The following is a 23678-nucleotide window of genomic DNA, read 5'->3' on the forward strand; positions in this document are numbered from 1 at the left end:
TTATAATAGAGATTTCAATATAACTTTTTTCTATAATACTACATAGATTTTTAGATTAGGAATTTTGATGTAATGGCGCAACATTTTAATTGTATTGGTATTATTGGACATCCACGTTATTCTAGTTCATTAATAATGCATAAAATACTTTATCAATGGTTAATAAAAAAAGGATATAAAGTTTTTATTGAGCATACTATTGCTAAAGAACTTACATTAGATCGTCCGAATACTGCTACTTTAATACAAATTGGTGAGTATTGTGATTTAGCCATAGTGATTGGAGGCGATGGAAATTTATTGTGTGCAGCTCGTATATTATCATATTATAAAATTAAAATTATTGGTATTAATCGAGGTAATTTAGGTTTTCTTACTGATTTAAATTCTGATACTGGATTAGAGCAATTATCAGAAGTTTTATCTGGTAGCTATACAATAGAAAATCGTTTTTTATTAGATATACAAGTTATGAATCAAAACTGTATTTCTCAATCTACTATTGCGATTAATGAAGTGGTATTAAATTCTGAATACATTGCTAATATGATTGAATTTGAAGTATATATCAATCAAGATTTTGCTTTTTCACAATGTTCAGATGGTTTAATTATTTCAACTCCAACAGGATCTACTGGATATTCTCTTTCAGCTGGTGGTCCAATTTTATCTGTTTCTTTGGATGCTATTTTGTTAGTTCCTATGTTTCCGCATACTTTATCAAATCGCCCATTAGTGATTAGAAGTGATAGTATTATTTGTTTGAAATTTTCTAATATAGATACGCAGTTAAAAATTACTTGTGATAATCAAATAGTTTTTTCTATTTCAAAAGAAGAGTATATATTAATAAGTCGAAGTAGTTATTGTCTACATCTTATTCATCCTAAAAGTTATAATTATTTTAATACGCTAACTTCGAAATTACATTGGTCAAAAAAACTTTTTTAACATAATACATATATCATTAAAATAAGTACAATAATAATGATATTTATATTATAAATTGGGATGTGATAATGTATTATAAGATTGTAATAATTGGAGTATCATTTATAATTTTTTTTCTATCTGGATGTTCTGTATCACATTTAAATGATTATAATTCTAGAATAGAATATAGTACTTTTTTAGAAAAAGAAAATCTTAATAAGATTCATATAGGAATGAAAAGAAATCAAATAGATTATATATTTGGAAAACCAATTATTTCTGATTCTTTTAATGATGCATATCATTATATTTTTTATTCAAAAAATAATAAAAAAAATAAAATATTGAGTATTTTTTTTAAAAAAAACAAAGTATTTTTTTTAGAAATTAATCAATTTTGATTGATAAATAATTGGAGCTGGCGGGATTTGAACCCGCGTCCAAAATTTCTAGGAACAAAGTACTACATGCTTAGTTTTTCAAAATATATTTCTGGGTTTAATTTGGAAAAACTCATTTTAAACTCATAGCTTGAAAAATTTTTCGTTTTACCGTCAAGCTTAGTAAATACGTTTTCTCTTTTTTTGACCTTCCTTTTTTCTCGTCCTAAGAGAGGAGGCTGAGAAGGAAGGGCTTTATTCAGTTTTTTAAGCTGCTAAAGCGTATTGTTGTTTATTATTTGCAGATATTGTTTTACGGCTTTTTATCGAGGCAAACCGTTCCTCGGCATGCACTGTATTTTTTGATAATTTTGTCAAATCCAAAAACAGCCCCTATATAAATATTATTACAAAAAAAAATAAAATTGTCTATAAATTATTTTTTTTACTATTATAGATTATTTTATATAAATTAATTGATATAATCATTAATATTTTCATTTTACATTAATATAATATATGGGTTTTTGATATGAATATTATTCAAAAAATAGAATTTCAAATTAAAGAAAATCCTATCCTTCTCTATATGAAAGGCGAACCCAATTCTCCAAGTTGTGGATTTTCAGCGCAGGCAGTCCAAGCATTATCAAAATGTGGAGAAAAGTTTGCTTATATTGATATTTTAAAACATCCTGATATACGACATGAATTACCTAAATATTCTAACTGGCCAACATTTCCGCAATTATGGATAAATGGTGAATTAGTTGGAGGTTGTAGTATTATATTGGATATGTTAGAAAGTGGACAACTGAAAAAAATGATTTTAAATACTATAAAAGATAAAAAAATAGAATAAAAATATTATTTTTATATTTATAATATTGATATGACATTAAATGCAGGATTTATATTAATAGATCTTTATTTTTAATGTCATATTTTTTTTATTAAACATTTAAAGATATTAAAGATAAATTATGTTTTGATTGGACATTGTAATTTATTTTTTTTATGTTCGCTAATCGGCCATCCACCTAAACGTTTCCATCGATTTACTAATTCACAAAATAAATTAGCAGTCTGTAAAGTGTCATATAATGCAGAATGTGCTTGATTATTATCAAATGATAAACCGATTGCTTTACACGCTTTAGCTAATACCGTTTGTCCAACTACTAATCCGCTTAATGCTGCTGTATCAAATGTAGCAAATGGATGGAAAGGGTTTTTTTGAATATTTACTCTGTGAATAGCAGCCATTAAAAAATTATGATCAAAATGAGCATTATGTGCTACTACAATGCCCCGGCTACATCCTTGTAATTGTATACCTTGATTAACAATTTTAAATATAGATTCGATAGCTTTTTTTTCACTTATCGCGCCACGTAATGGATTAAATGGATCGATTTTATTAAAAGCAATAGATTCAGAATTAATATTAGATCCTTCAAATGGTTGAATATGAAAATGTAATGTTTTTTCTTTATGTAACCATCCTAATTTGTCCATTTGTAATGTAATAACAGCAATTTCTAACACTGCGTCAGTTAGTGGATTAAATCCTGCTGTTTCAATATCAATTACAACAGGATAAAATGTGCGAAATCGTTTTCTTAATAAATTGAATTCTTGAGTTATAGACATCAAAATCTCATTTTTTTTACAAATACTTAATATTAATGTTAATCATTAATATTTTGATTATATTTAGTATTGAATATTATTAATTTTTTTATTGATTAATATATTACAAAAATATTTCAAATTTATATATAATCGTTAAATAAAAAATTGATATATTATATTTTGTATATTTTGTAATTATACTATAATTTATATAAATTTTTAAGCGTAAATTAATAATTTAATTAATTATTAAATATTTTTATTGATTTTATATAACGATTATTCATACACTTTTAATTAGGATAATATAATGAGTTATTTTTTACCTCCTTTACCATATTCATATAATGCTTTAGAACCTTTTTATGATGAAAGAACAATGCGTATTCATCATACAAAACATCATCAAAATTATGTGAATAATACTAATACTATTTTAGAAAATACTACTTTTTCTTCATTATCTATTGAAGAATTAATATCAATTTTTAGCGAAATTATATTAGATAATAAAATTGCTTTACAAAATAATGCAGGAGGTCATATTAATCATATTTTATTTTGGAAAGGATTGAAAACTAATACATTACTAACAGGTGATTTAAAAAAAGAAATTGAAAAACAATTTGGAAGTATTGAAATTTTTAAACAAAAATTTGAAGAAGCATCTTTAAATCACGTTGGTTCTGGTTGGATTTGGTTAGTAAAACAAAATAATAATTTATCGATAGTATCTACAAAAAATCAAGATAATCCTTTAATGGGTATAGAAATATCTGGTACTTATGGAACTCCTATTTTATGTTTAGATGTATGGGAACATGCATATTATTTAAAATATGAAAATAGACGATTAGATTATGTTAGATCATTTTGGAATGTAGTAAATTGGGAAGAAGCTTCTGATCGTTTACAAAAATAATTTTTTTTATATTAAATTGTAATATATTTTATATCAATATAATTCTTATATATAAAATATTTATCATCTAATACAAAACATATAGTAGAAATATTATATGTTTTGTATTATTAAATAATTTCTATATCATTAAATATATTAAAAAATTAGTACAAGGATACTATTTGAATAAAATTAAGATGATCGTAGGATTAGCTAATCCATCAGCACAATATAACAATACACGTCATAATATGGGTGATTGGTATATTAAATCATTTATAAAAAATAATTTTTTATCTTTAATAGAAAACAAAAAATTTTTAGGTTTTACTTCTTCTATTATGGTTAATGGACAATTAATTCGATTACTATTACCTAATGTATTTATGAATATTAATGGATATTCAGTATATAAAATGGCTTCTTTTTATGATATTGATTTAAGTCAAATTTTAATAGTACACGATGATTTAGATCTTTTACCTGGAATAGTTAAAATAAAATATAGTTATGGACATAGTGGACATAATGGCATTAGAAATATAATTAATATTTTTAAAAAAAATATTAATTTTTACCGATTAAGAATAGGAATTGGTCGTCCGGATAAAAAGAGTGAAATTGCTTCTTTTGTATTATCTAAACCTCACGATCATGAAAACATATTGCTTAAACAGGGAATTATTTATGCAATACGTCAAACTTTTATTTTAATAAACTCATAATAAAAGCAATAGAAAAAATATTTTTAAATAATATATAATTTTCTTTTAAGGGTATAAATAATATGAGTTTTAAATGCGGTATTATAGGTTTACCTAATGTTGGAAAGTCAACTTTATTTAATGCTTTAACTAAAGGTAATGCTGTAATTGCAAATTTTCCATTTTGTACAATTAAACCTAATATCGGTATAGTACCGGTTTTAGATAAACGTGTAGATAATCTTGTAAAAATTGTGAATCCTAAAAAAGTAGTACATGCATATATAGAATTTGTAGATATTGCTGGTTTAGTTTCAGGTGCATCAAAAGGAGAAGGTTTAGGCAATCAATTTCTAAGTAATATAAGAGATACTAATGCTATAATACATGTTGTACGTTGTTTTCAAGATAATGATATTGTTCATATACATAATAAAGTGACACCATTAAATGATATAGATGTTATTAATACTGAACTTATTTTATCTGATTTAGATACTTGTGAAAAATATATATCACAATTAAAGAAAAAATATAAAGTTAATAATAAAGATATACAAAATACGTTATTAGTTTTAAAAAAATGTATAAATCATTTAAATAACGGTTTAATGATTAGAAATTTATCTTTAAATAAAGAAGAAAAAGAAAAAATTATTTTTTTACGTTTATTAACTATAAAGCCTACAATATATGTTGCTAATATTAATGAAGAAAAAAATTCTTTTGTTTTATTAAACGAATTAAAAAAAATAGCAAAAGAAGATAATACTATGGTTATTCCTATTTTTGCTAATTTAGAACTAGATTTATCTACGATGAATAATGATGAAAAAAAATATTTTATGAAAGAATTAAACATATCACATGTAGGATTAAATGATATCATTATGGCAGGTTATCAATTATTAAATTTAATAACTTTTTTTACTGTAGGTCCTAAAGAAATTCATGCTTGGTCTATTCCAAAAGGAAGCACTAGTGTACAAGCAGCTGAAAAAATACATAGTGATTTTAAAAAAGGATTTATTCGTGCACAAATTATTTCATATATAGATTTTATAAAATATAAAAATGAATTAAAAATTAGAGAATTAGGAAAATGTAGAACAGAAGGAAAAAATTATTTTGTTCAAGATGGTGATATTATTCATTTTTTATTTAATGTCTAATTATTTGATTAGAATATAATATACTTTAAAATATATAAATATTTTTAGAGAGGAGAGTATTTTGTCCTCTCTATCTTTTTTATATTTCTAATAAAATTTGTTTTAATTTTTTAAAATCAGGATTTATATTATAAGATAATAATGGTAAATTAATTCTATTTTTTAGTGAATCTGGTAAAGTAATTTTGTTTTTTAATATTTTTTCTATGGTATTCTTAAATTTTGCAGGATGTGCAGTACCTAAAAATAAGCCAAATTCATCTGATTGTAATTTATTTTTTAACAATTTATAAGCAATAGCAGCATGAGGTTCGGATACATAACCTAATGTTAATAATTCTTTTAATGTTGTAATAGTATCATCATCTGATACACTTCCAAATCTTAGTTCTTTGATATTCCATTTTTTTCTTTTAAATAGTTCTTCAACTCGAGTCCAATTATTTGGTTGACTAATATCCATAGCATTAGAAATAGTTGATATAGTATTTTTTGGATTCCATATTCCATTTTGAAGAAATCGAGGTACTGTATCATTTGCATTCGTACATGCTATAAAATATTTTATTGGTAATCCTAATGATTTAGCTAGCAAACCAGCAGTTAAATTTCCAAAATTACCACATGGTACAGAGATAACTAATTTTTTTCTTTGATATTCTGGTGGTATTAAAGAAAATGCTTCAAAATAATAGCATATTTGAGCTAATAAACGACTAATATTTATAGAGTTTGCAGAATTTAATCCAATTAATTTTTTCAATTTTTTATCATCAAAAGCTTCTTTTACTAACTTCTGACAGTCATCAAAACTACCATTGATAGATATTGTTTTTATATTTTTTCCTAAAGTACAAAATAATTTTTCTTGTAATTCACTAATTTTTCCCTTTGGATATAAAATGATAACTCTTACATTTTTCATTCCATAAAATGCATGGGCTACTGCAGCGCCAGTATCTCCAGATGTTGCAGTTAATATAGTAAAAAATTCATTATCTTTATTCAACGATAATATCATTTGAGCCATAAATCGAGCTCCAAAATCTTTAAATGCTAGTGTTGGTCCATGAAATAGTTCTAAACATCCAATATTATCTGTAATTGGTACTTGTATTGGATATGAAAATGAAAATGCTTTTTTAATACTGTTATATAATTTTTCTTTAGATATTTCATTATCAATAAAATAAGATAGTATTTCAGTGCTGCGTGTAATAAAATCCATATTTAGTATTTTTGATAATTCATCATTATCAATTACTGGTAAATGTACTGGAAAAAATAATCCTTGTTGCCGTCCTAATCCTAATTTAACAGCGTTTGTAAAATTTACTGTTTCGTTATGATCTTTTAAATTATAAAGTTTCATATTTTATCCTATTTGGCGTGCACCTTTTAAATCTAAAGAACAGATATGTACAAATCCTGTATTATTTTGTAAATAATTATCGTTTAACCATAAAGATATTTTTTGTGCAATTTTTAAATTATCAGATATTGCAAAAATAGTGGGTCCTGAGCCAGATATACCAGAACTAAGAGCGCCTATTTTTTTTAATTCTAATTTTGTTTTAAAAAAATTTGGTAATAATTTAGAACGATATGGTTCTGCCATAACATCCTTCATTAATCGTGCTGCTAAATAAGGTTGTTGAGTATATGATGCATGAATAAATCCAGATAGATAACGACTATTTTTAATACAGGTTTGTTGTGGATATTTTTTGGGTAATATTTTTCTTGCTTCTGCAGTAGATATTTTAATTCCTGGCCATGCTATAATCCAAAACCAATTTTTAAAACTTGGTATTTTTTGGCTAATATTTTCATGATCTTCTAATATTAATTGCAATCCACCTAAATAAGATGGAGCAACATTATCATAATGTATACTTCCTGATATTTCACCTTCTACTTCTCCCATTAAAAGAAGTAGTTCTTTTGAATTTAATGGTTTATTATATAATTCATTTAATGCTACTAAAGTTGCAACTACTGAACATGCACTAGATCCCAATCCAGAACCAATAGGCATATTTTTTTTGAGTACAATAGAAACTGGAATTGTTTTATTCATGATTTGACAAAATTTTAACCAACATTTCCATACAATATTCTGTTGTGTATTTTTAGGTAATTTTTCAGAAAATATTCCTTCATTAAACAATTTAAATTCTTTTGATAATGTTACTGTAACACAGTCACCTAATAAACTACCATTTATAGGTATAATAGCAGCACCTAAAATATCAAATCCAACTCCCACATTACCAATAGAAGCTGGTGCATAAATTTTTATCATTACTATTTCCTGAAGTTTATGATAACGTATGTAGTAAATTAGAGAATATTCCAGAAGCAGTAACATTATTTCCTGCTCCATATCCTTTTAATACTAGAGGAAGAGGATGATAATATTTAGTATAAAATGCTAATACATTTTCTCCATTTTTCACTTTGTATAGAGGGTCATGAATACTAATCTTTTCTATTTTAACTTGACATTTTCCTTTATTATCTATTTTTCCTACAAAACGTAATACTTTTCCTAGTTTTTTTGCTTTTTTTGTTTGTTCTAAAAAATATAAATCTAATTCTTGTATTTTAGATAAAAATTTATTTTTATCTTTATATTTATAAAAATGTTCTGGTAATAATGGTGTAATTTCAATATCTTTTAATTCTTTATGATATCCCATTTCACGTGCTATAATTAATATTTTTCTAGCTACATCTATACCAGATAAATCATCTAGAGGATTTGGCTCTGTAAAACCTAATTCTTGGGCTTCTTTAATAGATTGTGAAAATGTAACTCCTTTTTCTAATTTTCCAAAAATAAAAGATAATGAACCAGATAATATGCCTTTACAACATGTTATAGAATCACCTGTATTCAAGAGATTTTTTAGTGTGGATATAATTGGTAAACCTGCTCCTACATTAGTTTCATAAAAAAATTTTTTATTTGTTTTTGATACTGTTTTTTGTATTTTTTGGTAGTATTGAAATGTATTAGTATTAGCTTTTTTATTTGATGTAATTATGTGAAAACCATTTTTAAAAAATGTTATATATTGTTCAGATAGTAATTGATCAGAAGTACAATCCACAATAGCAGGATTTAAAAAATGATGTTTTTTTGTTAAGGATATTAGTTTATCTAAATTAAATTCTTCTTTTGATTTTTTAAAATCATTTTCCCATATAGAAAGATTAATACCATTTTTTGACATGATCATTTTTTTAGAATTGGCAATTAGACAGATTTTAATATCTATATTTTTTTTATATAAAAAATGTTTTTGTTCAAATATTTGTTTTATTAATGTTTTACCCACTCCTCCAATTCCTATTAAAAATACAGTTATAATTTTTTTATTAGAAAACATTGTGTCATGAATGATTTTAACTGCATTAAGAATATTTTTTTTATTTAATACTAATGAAATAGAATGTTTTGATGATCCTTGTGCAATTGCTATCACATTAATATTTGCAGAACCTAAAGTATAAAAAATTTTAGAAGCAATATTAGGTTTTAAAAAAATATTAGATCCAACAATAGATAAAATAGATAATTTTGATATTATATGAATAGGGTTTAAAATATTTTCTTTTAGTTCAAGTCGAAATTCTTCTGTTAATGCAGATTTAACTTGATCAATACAATTTTCTAAAATACAAAAATTAATAGTATTTTCAGAAGAAGATTGAGTTATTATTATAATATTAATATTTTTTTGTGATATTGCAGTAAATATGCGTGCATTTATATTAAGCATATTTTTCATTGCTAATCCAGATATTACAAACATAGCAATATTATCAAGATGTGTAACACCTTTTAAGAAATTTTTTGTAAGATTATTTTTTTCACAAATTAAAGTACCTAATGAATTAAGATTATTAGTATTTTTTATAATACATGGAATTTTAAATTGAGAAATTGGTTCAATAGTGCGTGGATGTAATACTTTTGCTCCAAAATAAGATAATTCCATTGCTTCTTCATATGAGAGAGATTCTAATAAATAAGAATTTGAAACCTCTCTTGGATCACATGTAAATACTCCATCAACATCAGTCCAAATCTCACAACAACTTGCATTTAAACAAGCAGCTAATATTGCTGCTGAATAATCGGAACCATTTCGTCCTAATACAACTAATTCTTTTTTTTCATTTCCAGCAATAAAACCAGCCATTAGAATAACATCAGTATTATTTAAATTAATTTGACTAATAAGTTTTTTTGATTTAGGTATATTTACTGTAGAGTCTAAATAATGACCTATAGATATAAGATTTTTAACAGGATTAATAACAGTAACTTGATGTTTTCTTGCTTCTAATATATTTTTCATAATAAAAACTGAAAGTATTTCTCCTCGAGATATCAAAATTGCGCGAATATTATCTGGACATTGTTTTAATAATATTATTCCATGCATCATTTTTCTTAATTTATCAAATTCTTTTTTTATTAATTCATTTATAGATTTATTACAAAAATTAGGCTGCATTTTTTTTATATTTTGCACCAGTTCAAAAAAAATATTTTCAGAAAGATTAATATCTTCTAATTTTTGATGGTGTTGAATAATTGTTTCAATAGTTTCTACTAAATAATTTGTAATTTTAGCTGGTGCTGATAGTACTACTGCAATTTTTGCATTTTTAATATTTTTTTCTATAATATCAGCAACACATAAAAATTTTTCTGCATTAGCTAATGAAGTTCCGCCAAATTTTAATAATTTCATATTTTACTTCCTTAATTTTTTTCATAAAAAAACTCGCATTTGGTACGAGCGAGTTATTTTTATTAGAGATATTTTCTATATCATAATTTGTTTTAATAATAAGAATAATTATTATAATGTAGAGGTTATCAATAAATATTAATGAATTTTTTACAAAGATATTGAAAATACATAATATTAAAATAAAAACAGTATTTTTTATAATATATTTTTTTTATTCAATATAATTTTAGTATTTTATGGTATTAATATTAACATAAATTTAGTATGTTAATTTTGATTAAAGAAAAAATTTTTATAATGAGTATTTATATAATTTTTAATTATAAAATATTTAAATGATTTTTATTAATTTACACTTCTATACATTAAAAAAATATTATTTTTTCATAGAATATAAAATAAGTAAATATTTTGTCTTTAATTTATTAAAAATGAATATTATTTTTTAATTAGTCTATGCATTGTAATTATATTGTAATAACATAAAAATTTATATTAAAATTCTAGTGAACATTATGAAACATACTATTAAAATTATGATTTCTCAAAAAGATATTGATATTCGTGTTAATGATCTAGGAAAAGAAATAACCAAAAGATATAAAAATAGTAAAAATAAAATTATTTTAATTGCTTTATTAAGAGGTTCTTTTGTATTTGTAGCTGATTTGTGTCGTTGTATTAAGATAGCGCATGAAGTTGATTTTATGACAATTTCAAGCTATGGTCAGGGAATATTATCTAGTGGTGATGTGAAAATTATTAAAGATTTAGATGAAGATATTTATAATAAAAATGTTTTAATTATTGAAGATATTATTGATTCTGGAAAAACATTAAGTAAAGTATTAGAAATTTTAAAACTAAGACAACCTAAATCTTTATCAATTTGTACATTATTAGATAAACCAAAATGTCGAGAAGTAAATATTTCTGTAGATTTTATTGGTTTTTCTATTCCTGATGAATTTATTGTAGGATATGGTGTAGATTATGCACAATGTTATCGTTATTTACCATATATTGGTAAAATGATATTTGAATAAAAATAATATTTTATAAAAAAAATTTTTTGTTATCTATTAAACGTGTTGTTCCTAACCATACAGATGCTAAAATAATGACTTTTTTATTTTTTTTCGATATATTCTGTAGTGTATTAGCATTATATATGTTAAAAATATCAATGCGAAAACCTTTATTAATTAATTCGATTTTTGATTTATTTATAATATTCTGAGTATTTTGATTTTTTTCCTGTATAATTTTTTCGGATGTTTTTTGAATAATTTTGTATAAATAAGGCGCTATTTTTATTTCTTCAGAATTTAAATAATTATTTCTAGAACTCAAAGCAAGTCCATTTTTTAAACGAACTGTAGGAGCACTAACAATTTTAATCATATAATTTAATTCTTGAACAATTGATTTTATAATTAATAATTGCTGATAATCTTTTTCTCCAAAAAAAGCAAAATTTGGTTGAATTATATTAAATAACTTGCATATGATTATAGAAACTCCTTGAAAATGACCTGGTCTAAAATGACCTTCTAAAATATTTGATAATTTTGGAATTTCAATGAATATTTTATTTTTTTCTATATTAGGATACATTTCTTCTATATGGGGAGAAAAAATAATATCGACTTTACAATCTTTTAATTTTTGGTAGTCTTTCTTAAGAGTAATAGGATATTTTTGAAAGTCTAATTTATTTTCAAATTGAATAGGATTAATAAAAATGCTGACTATAATAACATCTACATATTTTTTAGCTAACATAACCAGAGATATATGTCCGTCATGTAAATTTCCCATAGTAGGTATTAATCCTATGCTTTTGTTTTCTTTTTTTAAATATTTAATGATTTGAAATAATTTTTTTTTTTAAAATATACATTTTTTTAAAAACTATGTTTTTGAGTAGGATATAGACCATATTTAACTTCTATAATGTATTGTTGAATTGCTTTTTGAATACTATTATCTTTATTAAAAAAATTTTTTGAAAATCTTGGAATATTTTCTTCTGTTATACCTAGTACATCTTGCATAACCAATATTTGTCCATCAGTATTTTTACCAGATCCGATTCCAATAACAGGAATAGATAATTTTTCAGTAATTTTTTTAGCTAATTTTGAAGGAATGCATTCTAAAACAATCATTTTTATACCAGCCTTTTCTAATAGTAAAGCCTCTTCTATTAATTGCATGGCATCATCTTTATTTTTTCCTTGAATTTTATATCCACCTAAAAAATCAACAGATTGTGGCGTTAAACCAATATGTCCACATACTAAAATTGATTGATTAGATAGTTCCTGAACAATATTAAGTATTTTTTTACCTCCTTCTATTTTTATCATATTAGCTCCGGCTTGTATAATTTTTTTTGTATTTTCAATTGCTTTTGAAATGTTATAATATGATAAAAAAGGTAAATCAGATAATAAAAATGCTTTTGGAGCGCCTTTTCGAACAGCTTTTGTATGATATACAATATCTTTTACTTGTACTGGTATTGTTGAATTATTTCCTTGAATGGTCATTCCTAAAGAATCACCGATAAGCATTATTGAAATGCCTTGATTATAAAACAATTTTGCAAAACTAAAATCGTAAGCAGTGATGACTGCAAATTTATTTTTATTTTTTTTCCACTGTTTTAATGTAGAAATTGTAGTTTCTTCCATTTTTACCTAATATTATTATTTTTTATATGTTTATAGTATGATAAAATTATTTTTTATAAATATAAAAATAATTATTTAAATATTAAAAAATATTTTTTTCTGGATACTTAGAATAATTTAATCAGAATAATAGAATATCCTTGGTTTATTTTAACCATTCATTTGTTTTTCACGAATTTCTGCTAGTGTTTTACAGTCGATACAAAGATTGGCAGTTGGTCTTGCTTCTAATCGACGAATTCCAATTTCAATTCCACAAGAATCACAGTATCCGAAATCTTTTTCTTCAATTTTTTTTAAAGTCATGTCAATTTTTTTTATCGTTTTTCTTCCTCGGTCACGATTTCGTAATTCTAAATTAAATTCTTCTTCTTGTGTAGCTCTATCAATAGGGTCTGGAAAATTAGTTGATTTTTCTTGTATATGAAGTAGAGTATGATTCATTTCATTTTTTAGTTGATTTTTCCATTGTGTTAAGATTTTTTTAAAATGTAATATTTGATTTTGATTCATATATTGTTCATCTATTTTTTTTTGATATGCTTTAATACCTGAAATAGATAGAAAGTTTAAGGAAGATTTTTTTTTCTTTTTTTCTTTTTCCATAGTTTTTTTCCATAAAATATGTTTATTTAATATAAAATATTTTTAAATATTATATATTTATTTTTGATTTTTTTAATTTATTAAGATTTTTAACAGATTAATATATTCTGATAAATAATATATTAACATGACATATTATTTATTAAATAAATATAATATAAATTTTTATAAATATTTTAATATTAATTTTAATTTTTAAATTTTCACATAAAAAATGATTTGAAACAAATGATTTTTTAATAAATTAATTTTTAATTATTTTTATTATTAATAAATAAAAATATTTTGATATGGTTTAAAATAATAATTATGAAGAGATTTGCGTTAGGTATAGAATATAATGGTAGTGGATATCATGGGTGGCAATTACAAAAAGAAGTTTATAGTATTCAAGAAGAAATTGAAAATGCTTTATCAATTATTGCAGATCATAAAGTCAATGTTATTTGTGCAGGACGTACTGATACTGGTGTTCATAGTATAGGACAGGTAATACATTTTGATACTCAGTCTATTCGTAAAGAATCTGCTTGGACTATAGGAGTAAATCGTTATTTATCTAAAAATATATCTATAAAATGGGTTAAAGAAGTTCCATTAGATTTTCATGCTCGTTATAGTGCTATTGAACGCTCTTATCGTTATATAATATATAATTATAATTTTCGAACTTCTATTTTTCACCATGGTTGTTATCATGTGCATCAAAAATTAGATGTATATAAAATGCATTCTGCATCTCAATATTTATTGGGAGAGCACGATTTTTCATCATTTAAATCCATAAATTGTCAATCTAATTCTTCTTATAGAACAATTATTCAGTTAAGAGTATCGTGTTTGCATAGTTGGGTCATGATTGATATTACAGCTAATTCATTTTTACATCATATGGTTCGCAATATTGCTGGATCTTTAATTGAGATTGGATTATTAAATAAAAAAGAAAATTGGATAAAAAAATTATTATATGCAAAAAATAGAAATTTAGCCGGGCCAACTGCAGTGGCTAAAGGTTTATATTTAGTATCTGTAAAATATCCTATTTTTTTTGGTTTACCATAATTTTAAAAATATTAAAATTTGTATAAAATATAAATATATTTTAACAAATTATATTAATTTTTTTTAGTATGGGTATTTATCTATATTGATCATCATACTTTATAGAATATATTCATATGGTAACATTAGTATGAAAATTTCTTAAAAATATCTTTGTTATAAAAAATAAAATTTTTTAAATATTATTATTTATATCAGATAGATTTATATTAAAATTACGTTATGTATAGTAATTATAGATATAAGATATGAATGAACTAATTTTATTGACAATAAAAAAATATTGATTATAAATGTATTAATTTACAGATTAGTTAACTACTTTAAATATAAAGAATGTTTTTTTATATTTTAGTATAAAAAATTAGTTTTTATTATTTAGTACTTTATAATTATAATATATTTTTATTACTTAAATAAATTATAATAAAAATTATGTTATTAATTTTTATTAATGTCATAGTATTTTAATAATTTTTATATTTTAATATTAACAATAAAAAATATATTTTTAAAAATATTTTAATTATTGTTTCCAAGATAATGTTATTAAATAATATTTTAGATAATCAATTGATTATATAAATTAGTTATATAATAAAAAAGTAGTATTATTTTTTATATGATAGTAATAAATGTAAATATGGAAAAATAGTATGTTAATTAAATTTTTAACTAAAATATTTGGTAATCGTAATGATCGTATTTTAAAAAAAATGAAAAATATAGTAGATGTCATTAATAAATTAGAAAAAATTTTTGAAAAATTTTCTGATATAAAATTACGTCAAAATACAGATTTATTGCGTATGCGATTAGATAAAGGTGAAACATTAGATAGTTTATTACCAGAATCTTTTGCTACAGTAAGAGAAGCAAGTAAACGTGTTTTTAACATGCGACATTTTGATGTACAAATATTAGGAGGTATTGTATTAAATAAATCATGTATAGCTGAAATGCGTACAGGAGAAGGAAAAACTTTAACATCTACTTTACCTGCATATTTAAACGCATTAAGTCAACAAGGCGTACACATAGTTACTATGAATGATTATCTAGCACAGCGTGATGCAAAAAAAAATACTCCTTTATTCGAATTTTTAGGTTTAACAGTAGGTTTAAATGTAACTGATATGTCTACATCTGATAAAAGAAAAGCTTATTTATCTGATATTACTTATGGTACAAATAATGAATACGGTTTTGATTATTTAAGAGATAACATGGTTTTTTCTCCTGAAGACAGAGTACAACGTACCCTTAATTATGCATTAGTAGATGAAGTGGATTCAATTTTAATAGATGAAGCTCGTACACCTTTAATAATTTCAGGGCCTTCTGAAGATCATTCTGAATTATATGAAAAAATTAATGAAATTGTTCCTTTTTTAATTGCTCAAGATAAAGAAGATTCTGATTGTTTTCAGGGAAATGGTCATTTTTTTATTGATGAAAAATCAAAACAAGTACATTTAACTGAAAGAGGTTTAATTTCCATTGAAAAAATATTATCAGATAAAAAATTAATTCAAAAAGGAGAATCTTTATATTCATTAAATAATATAACATTAATGCATCATATTATATCTGCTTTACGTGCTCATAAATTATTTACGAGAGATGTCGATTATATTATAAAAGACCATAGTGTAATTATTGTAGATGAACATACAGGACGTACTATGCCTGGTCGTAGATGGTCAGATGGTCTTCATCAATCAATAGAGGCAAAAGAGAGAGTTACTATTCAAGGTGAAAATCAAACATTAGCTTCAATCACATTGCAAAATTATTTTCGTTTATATAAAAAAATAGCTGGTATGACTGGTACAGCAGCAACAGAATCTTTTGAATTTAGCAACATTTATAATCTCGATACTATTATTATACCAACAAATAAACCTATGATACGAAAAGATATGTCTGATTTAGTTTATATTACTGAAGCAGAGAAAATTAATTCTATTATACAGGATATTCAGTGTTGTATTTCTAAAAATCAACCTGTTTTAGTAGGAACAGTTTCTATTGAAAAATCAGAAATTATTTCTAAACAACTGATGAATTTAAATATTAAACACAATGTTTTGAATGCAAAATTTCATGCTAGAGAAGCTGAAATTATTTCTCAAGCAGGTAAGCCTGGATCAGTTACTATTGCCACTAACATGGCAGGGCGTGGAACAGATATTGTTCTTGGTGGTAGTTTAGAGGATGAATATAATACGGTTTTAAATAATAATACAAAAAGCATAGAAGAAAGTAAAAAAAAATGGAAAAAACAACATGATTTCGTTGTTTCAGTTGGCGGTTTGCATATTATTGGAACAGAACGTCATGAATCACGTCGTATTGATAACCAATTGAGAGGTCGATCTGGTCGTCAGGGAGATAGTGGTTCTTCTCGATTTTATTTATCAATGGAAGATTCTTTAATGAGAATGTTTGCATCTGATAAAGTAATTAATATGATGCGAAAACTAGGTGTAACCTATAATCATGCTATTGAACATCCATGGGTTACTAAAGCAATAGAAAATGCACAAAAAAAAGTGGAAAATAGAAATTTTGAAATTCGTAAACAGTTATTAGAATATGATGATGTTGCCAATGAACAACGACATGCTATTTATAAATATCGAAATAAGATTATTGATACATTTAATATTGAAAATATGATTAATTTTATGTTTAAAGATGTATTAACAAAAACTGTTAATAAACATATTCTATCTTTTTCTATAAAAAAAACATTTAATTTATTATCTTTAGAAGAAGAATTAAATAGATTTTTTAATTTAAAAATATCTTTTAAAGAATGGTTTAAAGAAAATCTTATTATTGAAAAAAAAATGATAATTGCAGAAATTATTTCTATTGCTAAAAATAATTATGAACAAAAAGAACGTATGATCAGTAAAGGTAATATGAGAATATTAGAAAAATCTATTTTATTACAAATATTAGATTCTTTATGGAAAGAACATTTATCAGCTATAGATTATCTAAGACAAGGTATACATTTACGTGGATATGCACAAAAAGATCCAAAACAAGAATATAAAAGAGAATCTTTTAATCTATTTTCAAACATGTTAGAATTATTAAATTATGAAGTGATATCTTTTTTAAGTAAAATTAATTTATCTGCGATAAAAAAAGATTTATTTTTAAAAAAAAATTTTTTAACATCTTTATATAATGTTAAAAATAATTCAGATAAAAAATCTATTGATTTTTCTAATAATATTCATATTAGTAGAAATTCTACATGCATTTGTGGTTCAGGAAAAAAATATAAATATTGTCATGGTCGTTTATGATAATATAATAAATTGTAATTTATTAAAAATATTTATTACATAAGAAAGAATTAATTTATTTCTATCATGTTAAATTATTTTTAATATTATCACTTCCCTTTAAAAATCAAACATAAAATATATATATTAAATTTAAATTTTTAATATAAAATATATTAATATTAGATATATTATATAGATTTAAGTATTATTTTTTTGATAATTATAAATATTAATATTTATTTTAATTACTATTTAAAATAATTGGTATTACTATAAATATATTATTCTAATGTCATAAATTTTTTATTTGAATATATTATTAAAAATTTTTATAAATATTATACATGGTAACATATGAATTTAATATGATGATAAATTTTTAATATGATGGGAGTAATATTTTTATGCGGATTGAAGAAGATATTAAATTAGGTTTTAAAGATGTTTTAATTAGACCAAAACGTTCTACATTGAAAAGCCGTTCTCAAGTAGATCTTATACGTAATTTTTCTTTTAAATATTCTCTTAATACATGGTCTGGTATTCCAATTATTGCGGCTAATATGGATACTATAGGAACATTTGAAATGGTTAAATCTTTATCTAATTTTAATATATTAACTGCAGTACATAAATATTATTCGCTTGAAGATTGGATAAATTTTATTAATATTTCTTCTGATAAAATATTAGATCATGTAATAGTATCGATTGGCACATCTGATATAGATTTTATAAAATTAAAAAAAATTTTATCATTATCCACTAAATTAAAATATATTTGTATTGATGTTGCTAATGGTTATTCTGAGTATTTTGTTTCTTTTTTAAAATTAGTTAGAGAAAATTTTTTAGATAAAATTATTTGTGCTGGTAATGTTGTAACTGGAGAAATGGTAGAAGAACTTATATTATCAGGTGCTGATATAGTAAAAGTAGGTATTGGCCCTGGTTCAGTATGTACTACACGTGTTAAAACAGGAGTTGGTTATCCTCAATTATCAGCAATTATTGAATGTGCAGATGCAGCACATGGTCTTGGAGGGCAAATTATTAGTGATGGTGGATGTTCAGTATCGGGTGATTTAGCAAAAGCATTTGGAGGTGGAGCTGATTTTATTATGTTAGGTGGCATGTTAGCTGGTCATAATGAATGTTTAGGTCAGATTATTCAAATAAAATCAAAAAAATATATGTTATTTTATGGTATGAGTTCTGAATCAGCTATGCAAAGATATGTTGGGGGTATAGCAGGATATCGTGCGTCAGAAGGAAAAACAGTCAAAATACCTTTTCGTGGTAGTATCGAAAATACAATACGTGATATTTTAGGAGGACTTCGCTCTGCTTGTACTTATGTAGGAGCTTCTCGACTAAAAGAATTAACTAAAAGAACAACTTTTATACGAGTATCAGAACAAGAAAATTGTATATTTAATCATGCAAATTATTAAAAATATTTTTTGTTATTTGTATATATTTTAATAAAAATCAATAAAATTCATTATATTATAAATATTTAATTTTATTGATTTTTTATAAAAATAAATCATTTTTTTATTAAAAATATATAAAATAATACATAAGGAATTTATACCATGTCAGAACGATTATATAATGACGTGGATCCAATTGAAACTAGTGATTGGATACAAGCAATTGAATCTGTTATCTATGAAGAGGGTATAGAAAGAGCACAGTTTTTAATTGAACAGATATTAAAAAAATCTCGAATAAAAAAAACACATTTTTTTAAATCTTTTTTTATTAGTGATTATATTAACAGCATTTGCAGTGAAGATGAAGTTAAATATCCCGGTGATTTAGAAATAGAAAAAAAAATTCGTTCTTATATTCAATGGAACGCTATTATGATGGTTCTTCGTGCATCAAAAAAAAATTTAGAATTAGGGGGCCATTTATCTTCTTTTCAGTCATCGGCTACTATATATGAAGTGTGTTTTAATCATTTTTTTCGTGCCTATAATAATAAAAATGGAGGTGATTTAGTTTATTTTCAAGGTCATATTTCTCCAGGTATTTATGCAAGAGCTTTTTTAGAAGAACGATTATCTGAAGAGCAAATGAATAATTTTCGTCAAGAAGTGAATGGAAAAGGTTTATCATCTTATCCTCATCCTAAATTAATGCCTAATTTTTGGCAATTTCCTACTGTTTCTATGGGTTTAGGTCCTCTTTGTGCTATTTATCAGGCAAAATTTTTAAAATATTTGCAAAATCGAGAATTAAAAGATACTTCAGATCAAACTGTTTATGCATTTTTAGGTGATGGCGAAATGGATGAACCAGAATCTAAAGGCGCTATCTCTATTGCTGTTCGTGAAAAATTAGATAATTTAATTTTTGTAGTTAACTGTAATTTACAGAGATTAGATGGTCCTGTCATGGGAAATGGAAAAATTATTAATGAATTAGAAGGTTTTTTTCATGGTGCTGGATGGAGAGTTATAAAAGTTATATGGGGCAATCGATGGGATATTTTATTAAAAAAAGATAAAAGCGGTAAGTTAATTCAATTGATGAATGAAACGGTTGATGGTGATTATCAAACGTTTAAATCAAAAAATGGTGCATACGTACGTAAATATTTTTTTGGAAAATATGTAGAAACACTTAATTTAGTAGAAGATATGACGGATGATGAAATATGGAAATTAAATAGAGGAGGGCATGATTTTCAAAAAATTTTTAATGCTTTAAAAAAAGCAAAAGAAACAAAAGGGCAGCCAACTGTTATTTTAGCTCATACTATAAAAGGATATGGTATGGGAGAAATTGCTGAAGGTAAAAATATTGCACATCAAATTAAGAAAATTAATATTAATGGAATAATGTATATTCGTAATCGTTTTCGTATTCCTATAAGTGATGATAATATTTCTGATTTACCGTATATTACTTTTGATAAAAATTCTCAAGAATATAATTATTTACATCAAAAAAGAAAAAAATTGGGTGGATATATTCCCTATCGTTTGTCTAAATTTACTACTACATTAAGTTTACCTAGTTTAATTGATTTTCAATCATTATTAGAAAAACAAAATAAAAATATTTCTACAACTATGGCTTTTATTCGTGTTTTAAATATTATTTTAAAAAATGATTCCATTAAAAAAAGAATAGTGCCTATTATTGCAGATGAAGCTCGTACTTTTGGTATGGAAGGATTATTTCGAAAAATAGGAATTTATAATTCTGTTGGTCAAAAATATATTCCGCAAGACAGAGATCAATTAACATATTATAAAGAAGAAAAAAAAGGTCAAATATTACAAGAAGGGATTAATGAACTTGGAGCTACTGCATCTTGGTTATCTGCCGCTACTTCTTATAGTACTAACAATTTTCCAATGATTCCATTTTATATCTATTATTCAATGTTTGGTTTTCAACGAGTAGGTGATTTATTTTGGGCTGCAGGTGATCAGCAAGCAAGGGGTTTTTTAATTGGGGGTACTTCAGGTAGAACTACTTTAAATGGTGAAGGATTACAGCATGAAGATGGGCATAGTCATATTCAGTCATTAACTGTTCCTAATTGTATATCTTATGATCCTGCTTTTGCATATGAAGTAGCAGTTATTATACAAGATGGATTACGTCGAATGTATGGTTCTTTACAGGAAAACATATATTATTATATTACTACAACAAATGAAAATTATCATATGCCGAAAATGCCTCAAGGAGTAGAAATTGGTATTTGTCAAGGTATATATAAATTAAAAACGTTATATGGTAGTGAAATAAAAGTACAATTAATGGGTTCTGGTGCTATTTTAAACAGTGTTTGTGAAGCTGCAGAAATTTTATTAAGAGATTATTATATTACAACAGATATATATAGTGTAACTTCATTTACAGAATTAGCTCGTAATGGTTCAGATTGTGAGCGCTGGAATATGTTGCATCCTGATCAAGAAAAAAAGATAGCATATATAAAAAAGATTATGAATTCTGCTCCTGCTGTTGCAGCAACTGATTATATGACATTATTTGCTGAACAGGTAAGAAATTATATTCCATCTTCTTTATATTATGTTTTAGGTACAGATGGATTTGGTCGATCAGATAGTCGTGATAATTTACGTAACCATTTTGAAATTAATTCTCATTATATTGTTGTTGCTGCTTTAAATCTATTAGCTAAATTGAATAATATTGATTTTATAGAAGTAAAAAAAGCAATTATAAAATTTAATATTAATACAGATAAAATTAATCCACGTTTAGTATAAGAGGTAATTATAAGTGGATATTGATATAAATATACCTGATATTGGTTTAGATGAAGTTGAAATAACAGAAATATTAGTGCAAATAGGTGATAAAGTTGAGATAGAACAAGGTATAATTACTGTAGAAGGTGATAAATCTTCTATAGAGATTCCATCATCTGTATGTGGTATTGTTAAAAATATTTACATTAAAATTGGTGATAAAGTTCAAACTAATTCTACAATTATGACTTTAAAAAAAGATGATTTTTTATTAAAAAAACCTGATACTAATATATCAGAAAAAAAAAATAAAGATTTTTCTAAGGATTATTATTCAAAAGAAAAATATAATCAAAATACGGATTTAGTTCATGCTACTCCGATTATAAGACGATTGGCGCGAAAATTAAATATCGAATTAAGCAATATCATTCCTACAGGTCGAAAAAATCGTATTTTAAAAAAAGATATTGAATTATATATTAAAAATAATGTGAAATCTGTTGAAAAAAATATATTTAAAGAGCACAAAGAAGATTTTTCTAAAAATATTGATCAATTATCTATAGATAACATTGTACTTAGCCAGAATCAAATATCTATTGGTTATAATTTACATCAGAATTGGGTTAATATACCTCATGTAACACACTTTGATGAAGTTAATATTACTACATTAGAAAAATTTCGTCAAAAATATAATAGAGAAAAACAAGACGAGAAAAATAATATTACTATATTAATTTTTATAATTAAAGTATTAGCTCATGCTTTAGAAAAATTTCCAATTTTTAATAGTTCTTTATCTCTTGATAAAAAAAAAATAATTTTAAATAAAAATATTAATATTGGAATTGCTGTAGATGTAGAAAATGACTTAGTTGTTCCTGTTTTAAAAGATATTAATCATAAAAATATTATTCAAATATCTTCTGAATTAGCATTAATATTACAAAAAGCACGTCAAAAAAAATTAGAAAAATCAGATATAACTCATGGTAGTATGACTATTTCTAATTTAGGAGGAATTGGTGGTACTTATTTTTCTCCTATTATTAATGCACCTGAAGTAGCTATTTTAGGTGTGTCAAAATCTGTAATTAAACCAGTATGGAATAATAAAGAATTTATTCCGTCTATGCTTCTGCCTTTATCTTTGTCATATGATCACCGTGTTATTAATGGAGCTCAAGCAGCGCGTTTTTTATTGCATATAAACAAAGTACTTTCTGATATTCATTTTTTATTTATGTAAT

At 24.0% G+C, this 23678-nt stretch carries 19 protein-coding genes and 1 other RNA gene; 12 read left to right on the forward strand and 8 right to left on the reverse strand.

The features are described from left to right. Positions 1-72: 72 nt before the first annotated feature. Complete coding sequence (nadK, locus tag ACOI1G_RS01920) at positions 73-951, forward strand: NAD(+) kinase (protein WP_422667133.1); 879 nt, start codon at positions 73-75, stop codon at positions 949-951. A gap of 68 nt (positions 952-1019) precedes the next feature. Further along, a complete protein-coding gene (locus ACOI1G_RS01925) occupies positions 1020-1334 on the forward strand; it encodes an outer membrane protein assembly factor BamE (protein WP_422667134.1) in 315 nt (104 codons plus the stop codon). A 9-nt stretch (positions 1335-1343) separates the two neighbouring features. On the opposite strand, the gene ssrA is transcribed toward ACOI1G_RS01925, so the two are convergent. After that, positions 1344-1707: a transfer-messenger RNA gene (gene ssrA, locus ACOI1G_RS01930) on the reverse strand. Between the two features lie 138 nt (positions 1708-1845). Between ssrA and grxD the strand changes: the two genes are divergently transcribed. Continuing rightward, positions 1846-2175: a Grx4 family monothiol glutaredoxin gene (gene grxD, locus ACOI1G_RS01935; RefSeq protein ID WP_422667135.1), complete on the forward strand. Its 330-nt coding sequence runs from the start codon at positions 1846-1848 to the stop codon at positions 2173-2175. A gap of 119 nt (positions 2176-2294) precedes the next feature. Here the strand turns inward: grxD and rnt are convergent, their stop codons facing one another. Further along, positions 2295-2966, reverse strand: coding sequence for a ribonuclease T (gene rnt, locus ACOI1G_RS01940; RefSeq protein WP_422667136.1), 672 nt, complete (start codon positions 2964-2966; stop codon positions 2295-2297). Positions 2967-3258: 292 nt separating this feature from the next. On the opposite strand from rnt, the gene ACOI1G_RS01945 reads away from it, so the two are divergent. From ACOI1G_RS01945 to ychF, 3 genes are all read left to right on the forward strand, one after another. After that, positions 3259-3870 (forward strand): Fe-Mn family superoxide dismutase, encoded by a 612-nt coding sequence (locus ACOI1G_RS01945; protein ID WP_422667137.1) that lies wholly within the window; start codon positions 3259-3261, stop codon positions 3868-3870. A 179-nt stretch (positions 3871-4049) separates the two neighbouring features. Continuing rightward, complete coding sequence (gene pth / locus ACOI1G_RS01950) at positions 4050-4577, forward strand: aminoacyl-tRNA hydrolase (protein WP_422667590.1); 528 nt, start codon at positions 4050-4052, stop codon at positions 4575-4577. Positions 4578-4639: 62 nt separating this feature from the next. Next, positions 4640-5728 (forward strand): redox-regulated ATPase YchF, encoded by a 1089-nt coding sequence (gene ychF, locus ACOI1G_RS01955; protein WP_422667138.1) that lies wholly within the window; start codon positions 4640-4642, stop codon positions 5726-5728. 79 nt (positions 5729-5807) lie between these two features. On the opposite strand, the gene thrC is transcribed toward ychF, so the two are convergent. Genes thrC through thrA form a run of 3 tightly spaced genes read right to left on the reverse strand, consistent with a single transcriptional unit; the run spans position 5808 to position 10497 of the window. Continuing rightward, a complete protein-coding gene (gene thrC / locus ACOI1G_RS01960; RefSeq protein ID WP_422667139.1) occupies positions 5808-7100 on the reverse strand; it encodes a threonine synthase in 1293 nt (430 codons plus the stop codon). Between the two features lie 3 nt (positions 7101-7103). Then, complete coding sequence (gene thrB, locus ACOI1G_RS01965) at positions 7104-8033, reverse strand: homoserine kinase (protein WP_422667140.1); 930 nt, start codon at positions 8031-8033, stop codon at positions 7104-7106. Positions 8034-8049: 16 nt separating this feature from the next. Further along, positions 8050-10497 carry a bifunctional aspartate kinase/homoserine dehydrogenase I gene (gene thrA / locus ACOI1G_RS01970; protein WP_422667141.1) on the reverse strand — a complete coding sequence of 816 codons (2448 nt, stop codon included), beginning with the start codon at positions 10495-10497 and terminating at the stop codon, positions 8050-8052. Positions 10498-11015: 518 nt separating this feature from the next. On the opposite strand from thrA, the gene hpt reads away from it, so the two are divergent. After that, complete coding sequence (gene hpt / locus ACOI1G_RS01975; RefSeq protein WP_422667142.1) at positions 11016-11546, forward strand: hypoxanthine phosphoribosyltransferase; 531 nt, start codon at positions 11016-11018, stop codon at positions 11544-11546. A 10-nt stretch (positions 11547-11556) separates the two neighbouring features. Here the strand turns inward: hpt and panC are convergent, their stop codons facing one another. The 3 genes from panC to dksA form a co-directional block, all read right to left on the reverse strand. Further along, positions 11557-12372 (reverse strand): pantoate--beta-alanine ligase, encoded by an 816-nt coding sequence (panC, locus tag ACOI1G_RS01980; RefSeq protein WP_422667591.1) that lies wholly within the window; start codon positions 12370-12372, stop codon positions 11557-11559. A gap of 35 nt (positions 12373-12407) precedes the next feature. Next, positions 12408-13199: a 3-methyl-2-oxobutanoate hydroxymethyltransferase gene (gene panB / locus ACOI1G_RS01985; protein ID WP_422667143.1), complete on the reverse strand. Its 792-nt coding sequence runs from the start codon at positions 13197-13199 to the stop codon at positions 12408-12410. Positions 13200-13349: 150 nt separating this feature from the next. Beyond that, positions 13350-13805 carry an RNA polymerase-binding protein DksA gene (gene dksA, locus ACOI1G_RS01990; protein WP_422667144.1) on the reverse strand — a complete coding sequence of 152 codons (456 nt, stop codon included), beginning with the start codon at positions 13803-13805 and terminating at the stop codon, positions 13350-13352. A 309-nt stretch (positions 13806-14114) separates the two neighbouring features. Here dksA and truA point away from each other — a divergent pair, with 309 nt between their 5' ends. From truA to ACOI1G_RS02015, 5 genes are all read left to right on the forward strand, one after another. Then, a complete protein-coding gene (truA, locus tag ACOI1G_RS01995; RefSeq protein ID WP_422667145.1) occupies positions 14115-14870 on the forward strand; it encodes a tRNA pseudouridine(38-40) synthase TruA in 756 nt (251 codons plus the stop codon). A gap of 656 nt (positions 14871-15526) precedes the next feature. Next, positions 15527-18196 (forward strand): preprotein translocase subunit SecA, encoded by a 2670-nt coding sequence (gene secA, locus ACOI1G_RS02000; RefSeq protein ID WP_422667146.1) that lies wholly within the window; start codon positions 15527-15529, stop codon positions 18194-18196. A 386-nt stretch (positions 18197-18582) separates the two neighbouring features. Continuing rightward, positions 18583-19632: a GMP reductase gene (locus ACOI1G_RS02005; RefSeq protein WP_422667147.1), complete on the forward strand. Its 1050-nt coding sequence runs from the start codon at positions 18583-18585 to the stop codon at positions 19630-19632. Between the two features lie 144 nt (positions 19633-19776). Beyond that, on the forward strand, positions 19777-22440 hold the full coding sequence (gene aceE, locus ACOI1G_RS02010) for a pyruvate dehydrogenase (acetyl-transferring), homodimeric type (protein WP_422667148.1): 2664 nt from the start codon (positions 19777-19779) through the stop codon (positions 22438-22440). Between the two features lie 13 nt (positions 22441-22453). Then, on the forward strand, positions 22454-23677 hold the full coding sequence (locus tag ACOI1G_RS02015; RefSeq protein ID WP_422667149.1) for a 2-oxo acid dehydrogenase subunit E2: 1224 nt from the start codon (positions 22454-22456) through the stop codon (positions 23675-23677). Position 23678 lies beyond the last annotated feature (1 nt).

It is taken from the genome of Buchnera aphidicola (Pterocomma populeum) (assembly GCF_049314985.1).
In the GTDB taxonomy this organism is placed as follows: Bacteria; Pseudomonadota; Gammaproteobacteria; order Enterobacterales; family Enterobacteriaceae; genus Buchnera; species Buchnera aphidicola_BQ.

Excerpts from the sequence above, each read along its gene's own strand:
- nadK (WP_422667133.1), top strand. The coding sequence starts at position 73 with ATGGCGCAACATTTTAATTGTATTGGTATTATTGGACATCCACGTTAT.
- ACOI1G_RS01925 (WP_422667134.1), top strand. The coding sequence starts at position 1,020 with ATGTATTATAAGATTGTAATAATTGGAGTATCATTTATAATTTTTTTT.
- grxD (WP_422667135.1), top strand. The coding sequence starts at position 1,846 with ATGAATATTATTCAAAAAATAGAATTTCAAATTAAAGAAAATCCTATC.
- rnt (WP_422667136.1), bottom strand. The coding sequence starts at position 2,966 with ATGTCTATAACTCAAGAATTCAATTTATTAAGAAAACGATTTCGCACA.
- ACOI1G_RS01945 (WP_422667137.1), top strand. The coding sequence starts at position 3,259 with ATGAGTTATTTTTTACCTCCTTTACCATATTCATATAATGCTTTAGAA.
- pth (WP_422667590.1), top strand. The coding sequence starts at position 4,050 with ATGATCGTAGGATTAGCTAATCCATCAGCACAATATAACAATACACGT.
- ychF (WP_422667138.1), top strand. The coding sequence starts at position 4,640 with ATGAGTTTTAAATGCGGTATTATAGGTTTACCTAATGTTGGAAAGTCA.
- thrC (WP_422667139.1), bottom strand. The coding sequence starts at position 7,100 with ATGAAACTTTATAATTTAAAAGATCATAACGAAACAGTAAATTTTACA.
- thrB (WP_422667140.1), bottom strand. The coding sequence starts at position 8,033 with ATGATAAAAATTTATGCACCAGCTTCTATTGGTAATGTGGGAGTTGGA.
- thrA (WP_422667141.1), bottom strand. The coding sequence starts at position 10,497 with ATGAAATTATTAAAATTTGGCGGAACTTCATTAGCTAATGCAGAAAAA.
- hpt (WP_422667142.1), top strand. The coding sequence starts at position 11,016 with ATGAAACATACTATTAAAATTATGATTTCTCAAAAAGATATTGATATT.
- panB (WP_422667143.1), bottom strand. The coding sequence starts at position 13,199 with ATGGAAGAAACTACAATTTCTACATTAAAACAGTGGAAAAAAAATAAA.
- dksA (WP_422667144.1), bottom strand. The coding sequence starts at position 13,805 with ATGGAAAAAGAAAAAAAGAAAAAAAAATCTTCCTTAAACTTTCTATCT.
- truA (WP_422667145.1), top strand. The coding sequence starts at position 14,115 with ATGAAGAGATTTGCGTTAGGTATAGAATATAATGGTAGTGGATATCAT.
- secA (WP_422667146.1), top strand. The coding sequence starts at position 15,527 with ATGTTAATTAAATTTTTAACTAAAATATTTGGTAATCGTAATGATCGT.
- ACOI1G_RS02005 (WP_422667147.1), top strand. The coding sequence starts at position 18,583 with ATGCGGATTGAAGAAGATATTAAATTAGGTTTTAAAGATGTTTTAATT.
- aceE (WP_422667148.1), top strand. The coding sequence starts at position 19,777 with ATGTCAGAACGATTATATAATGACGTGGATCCAATTGAAACTAGTGAT.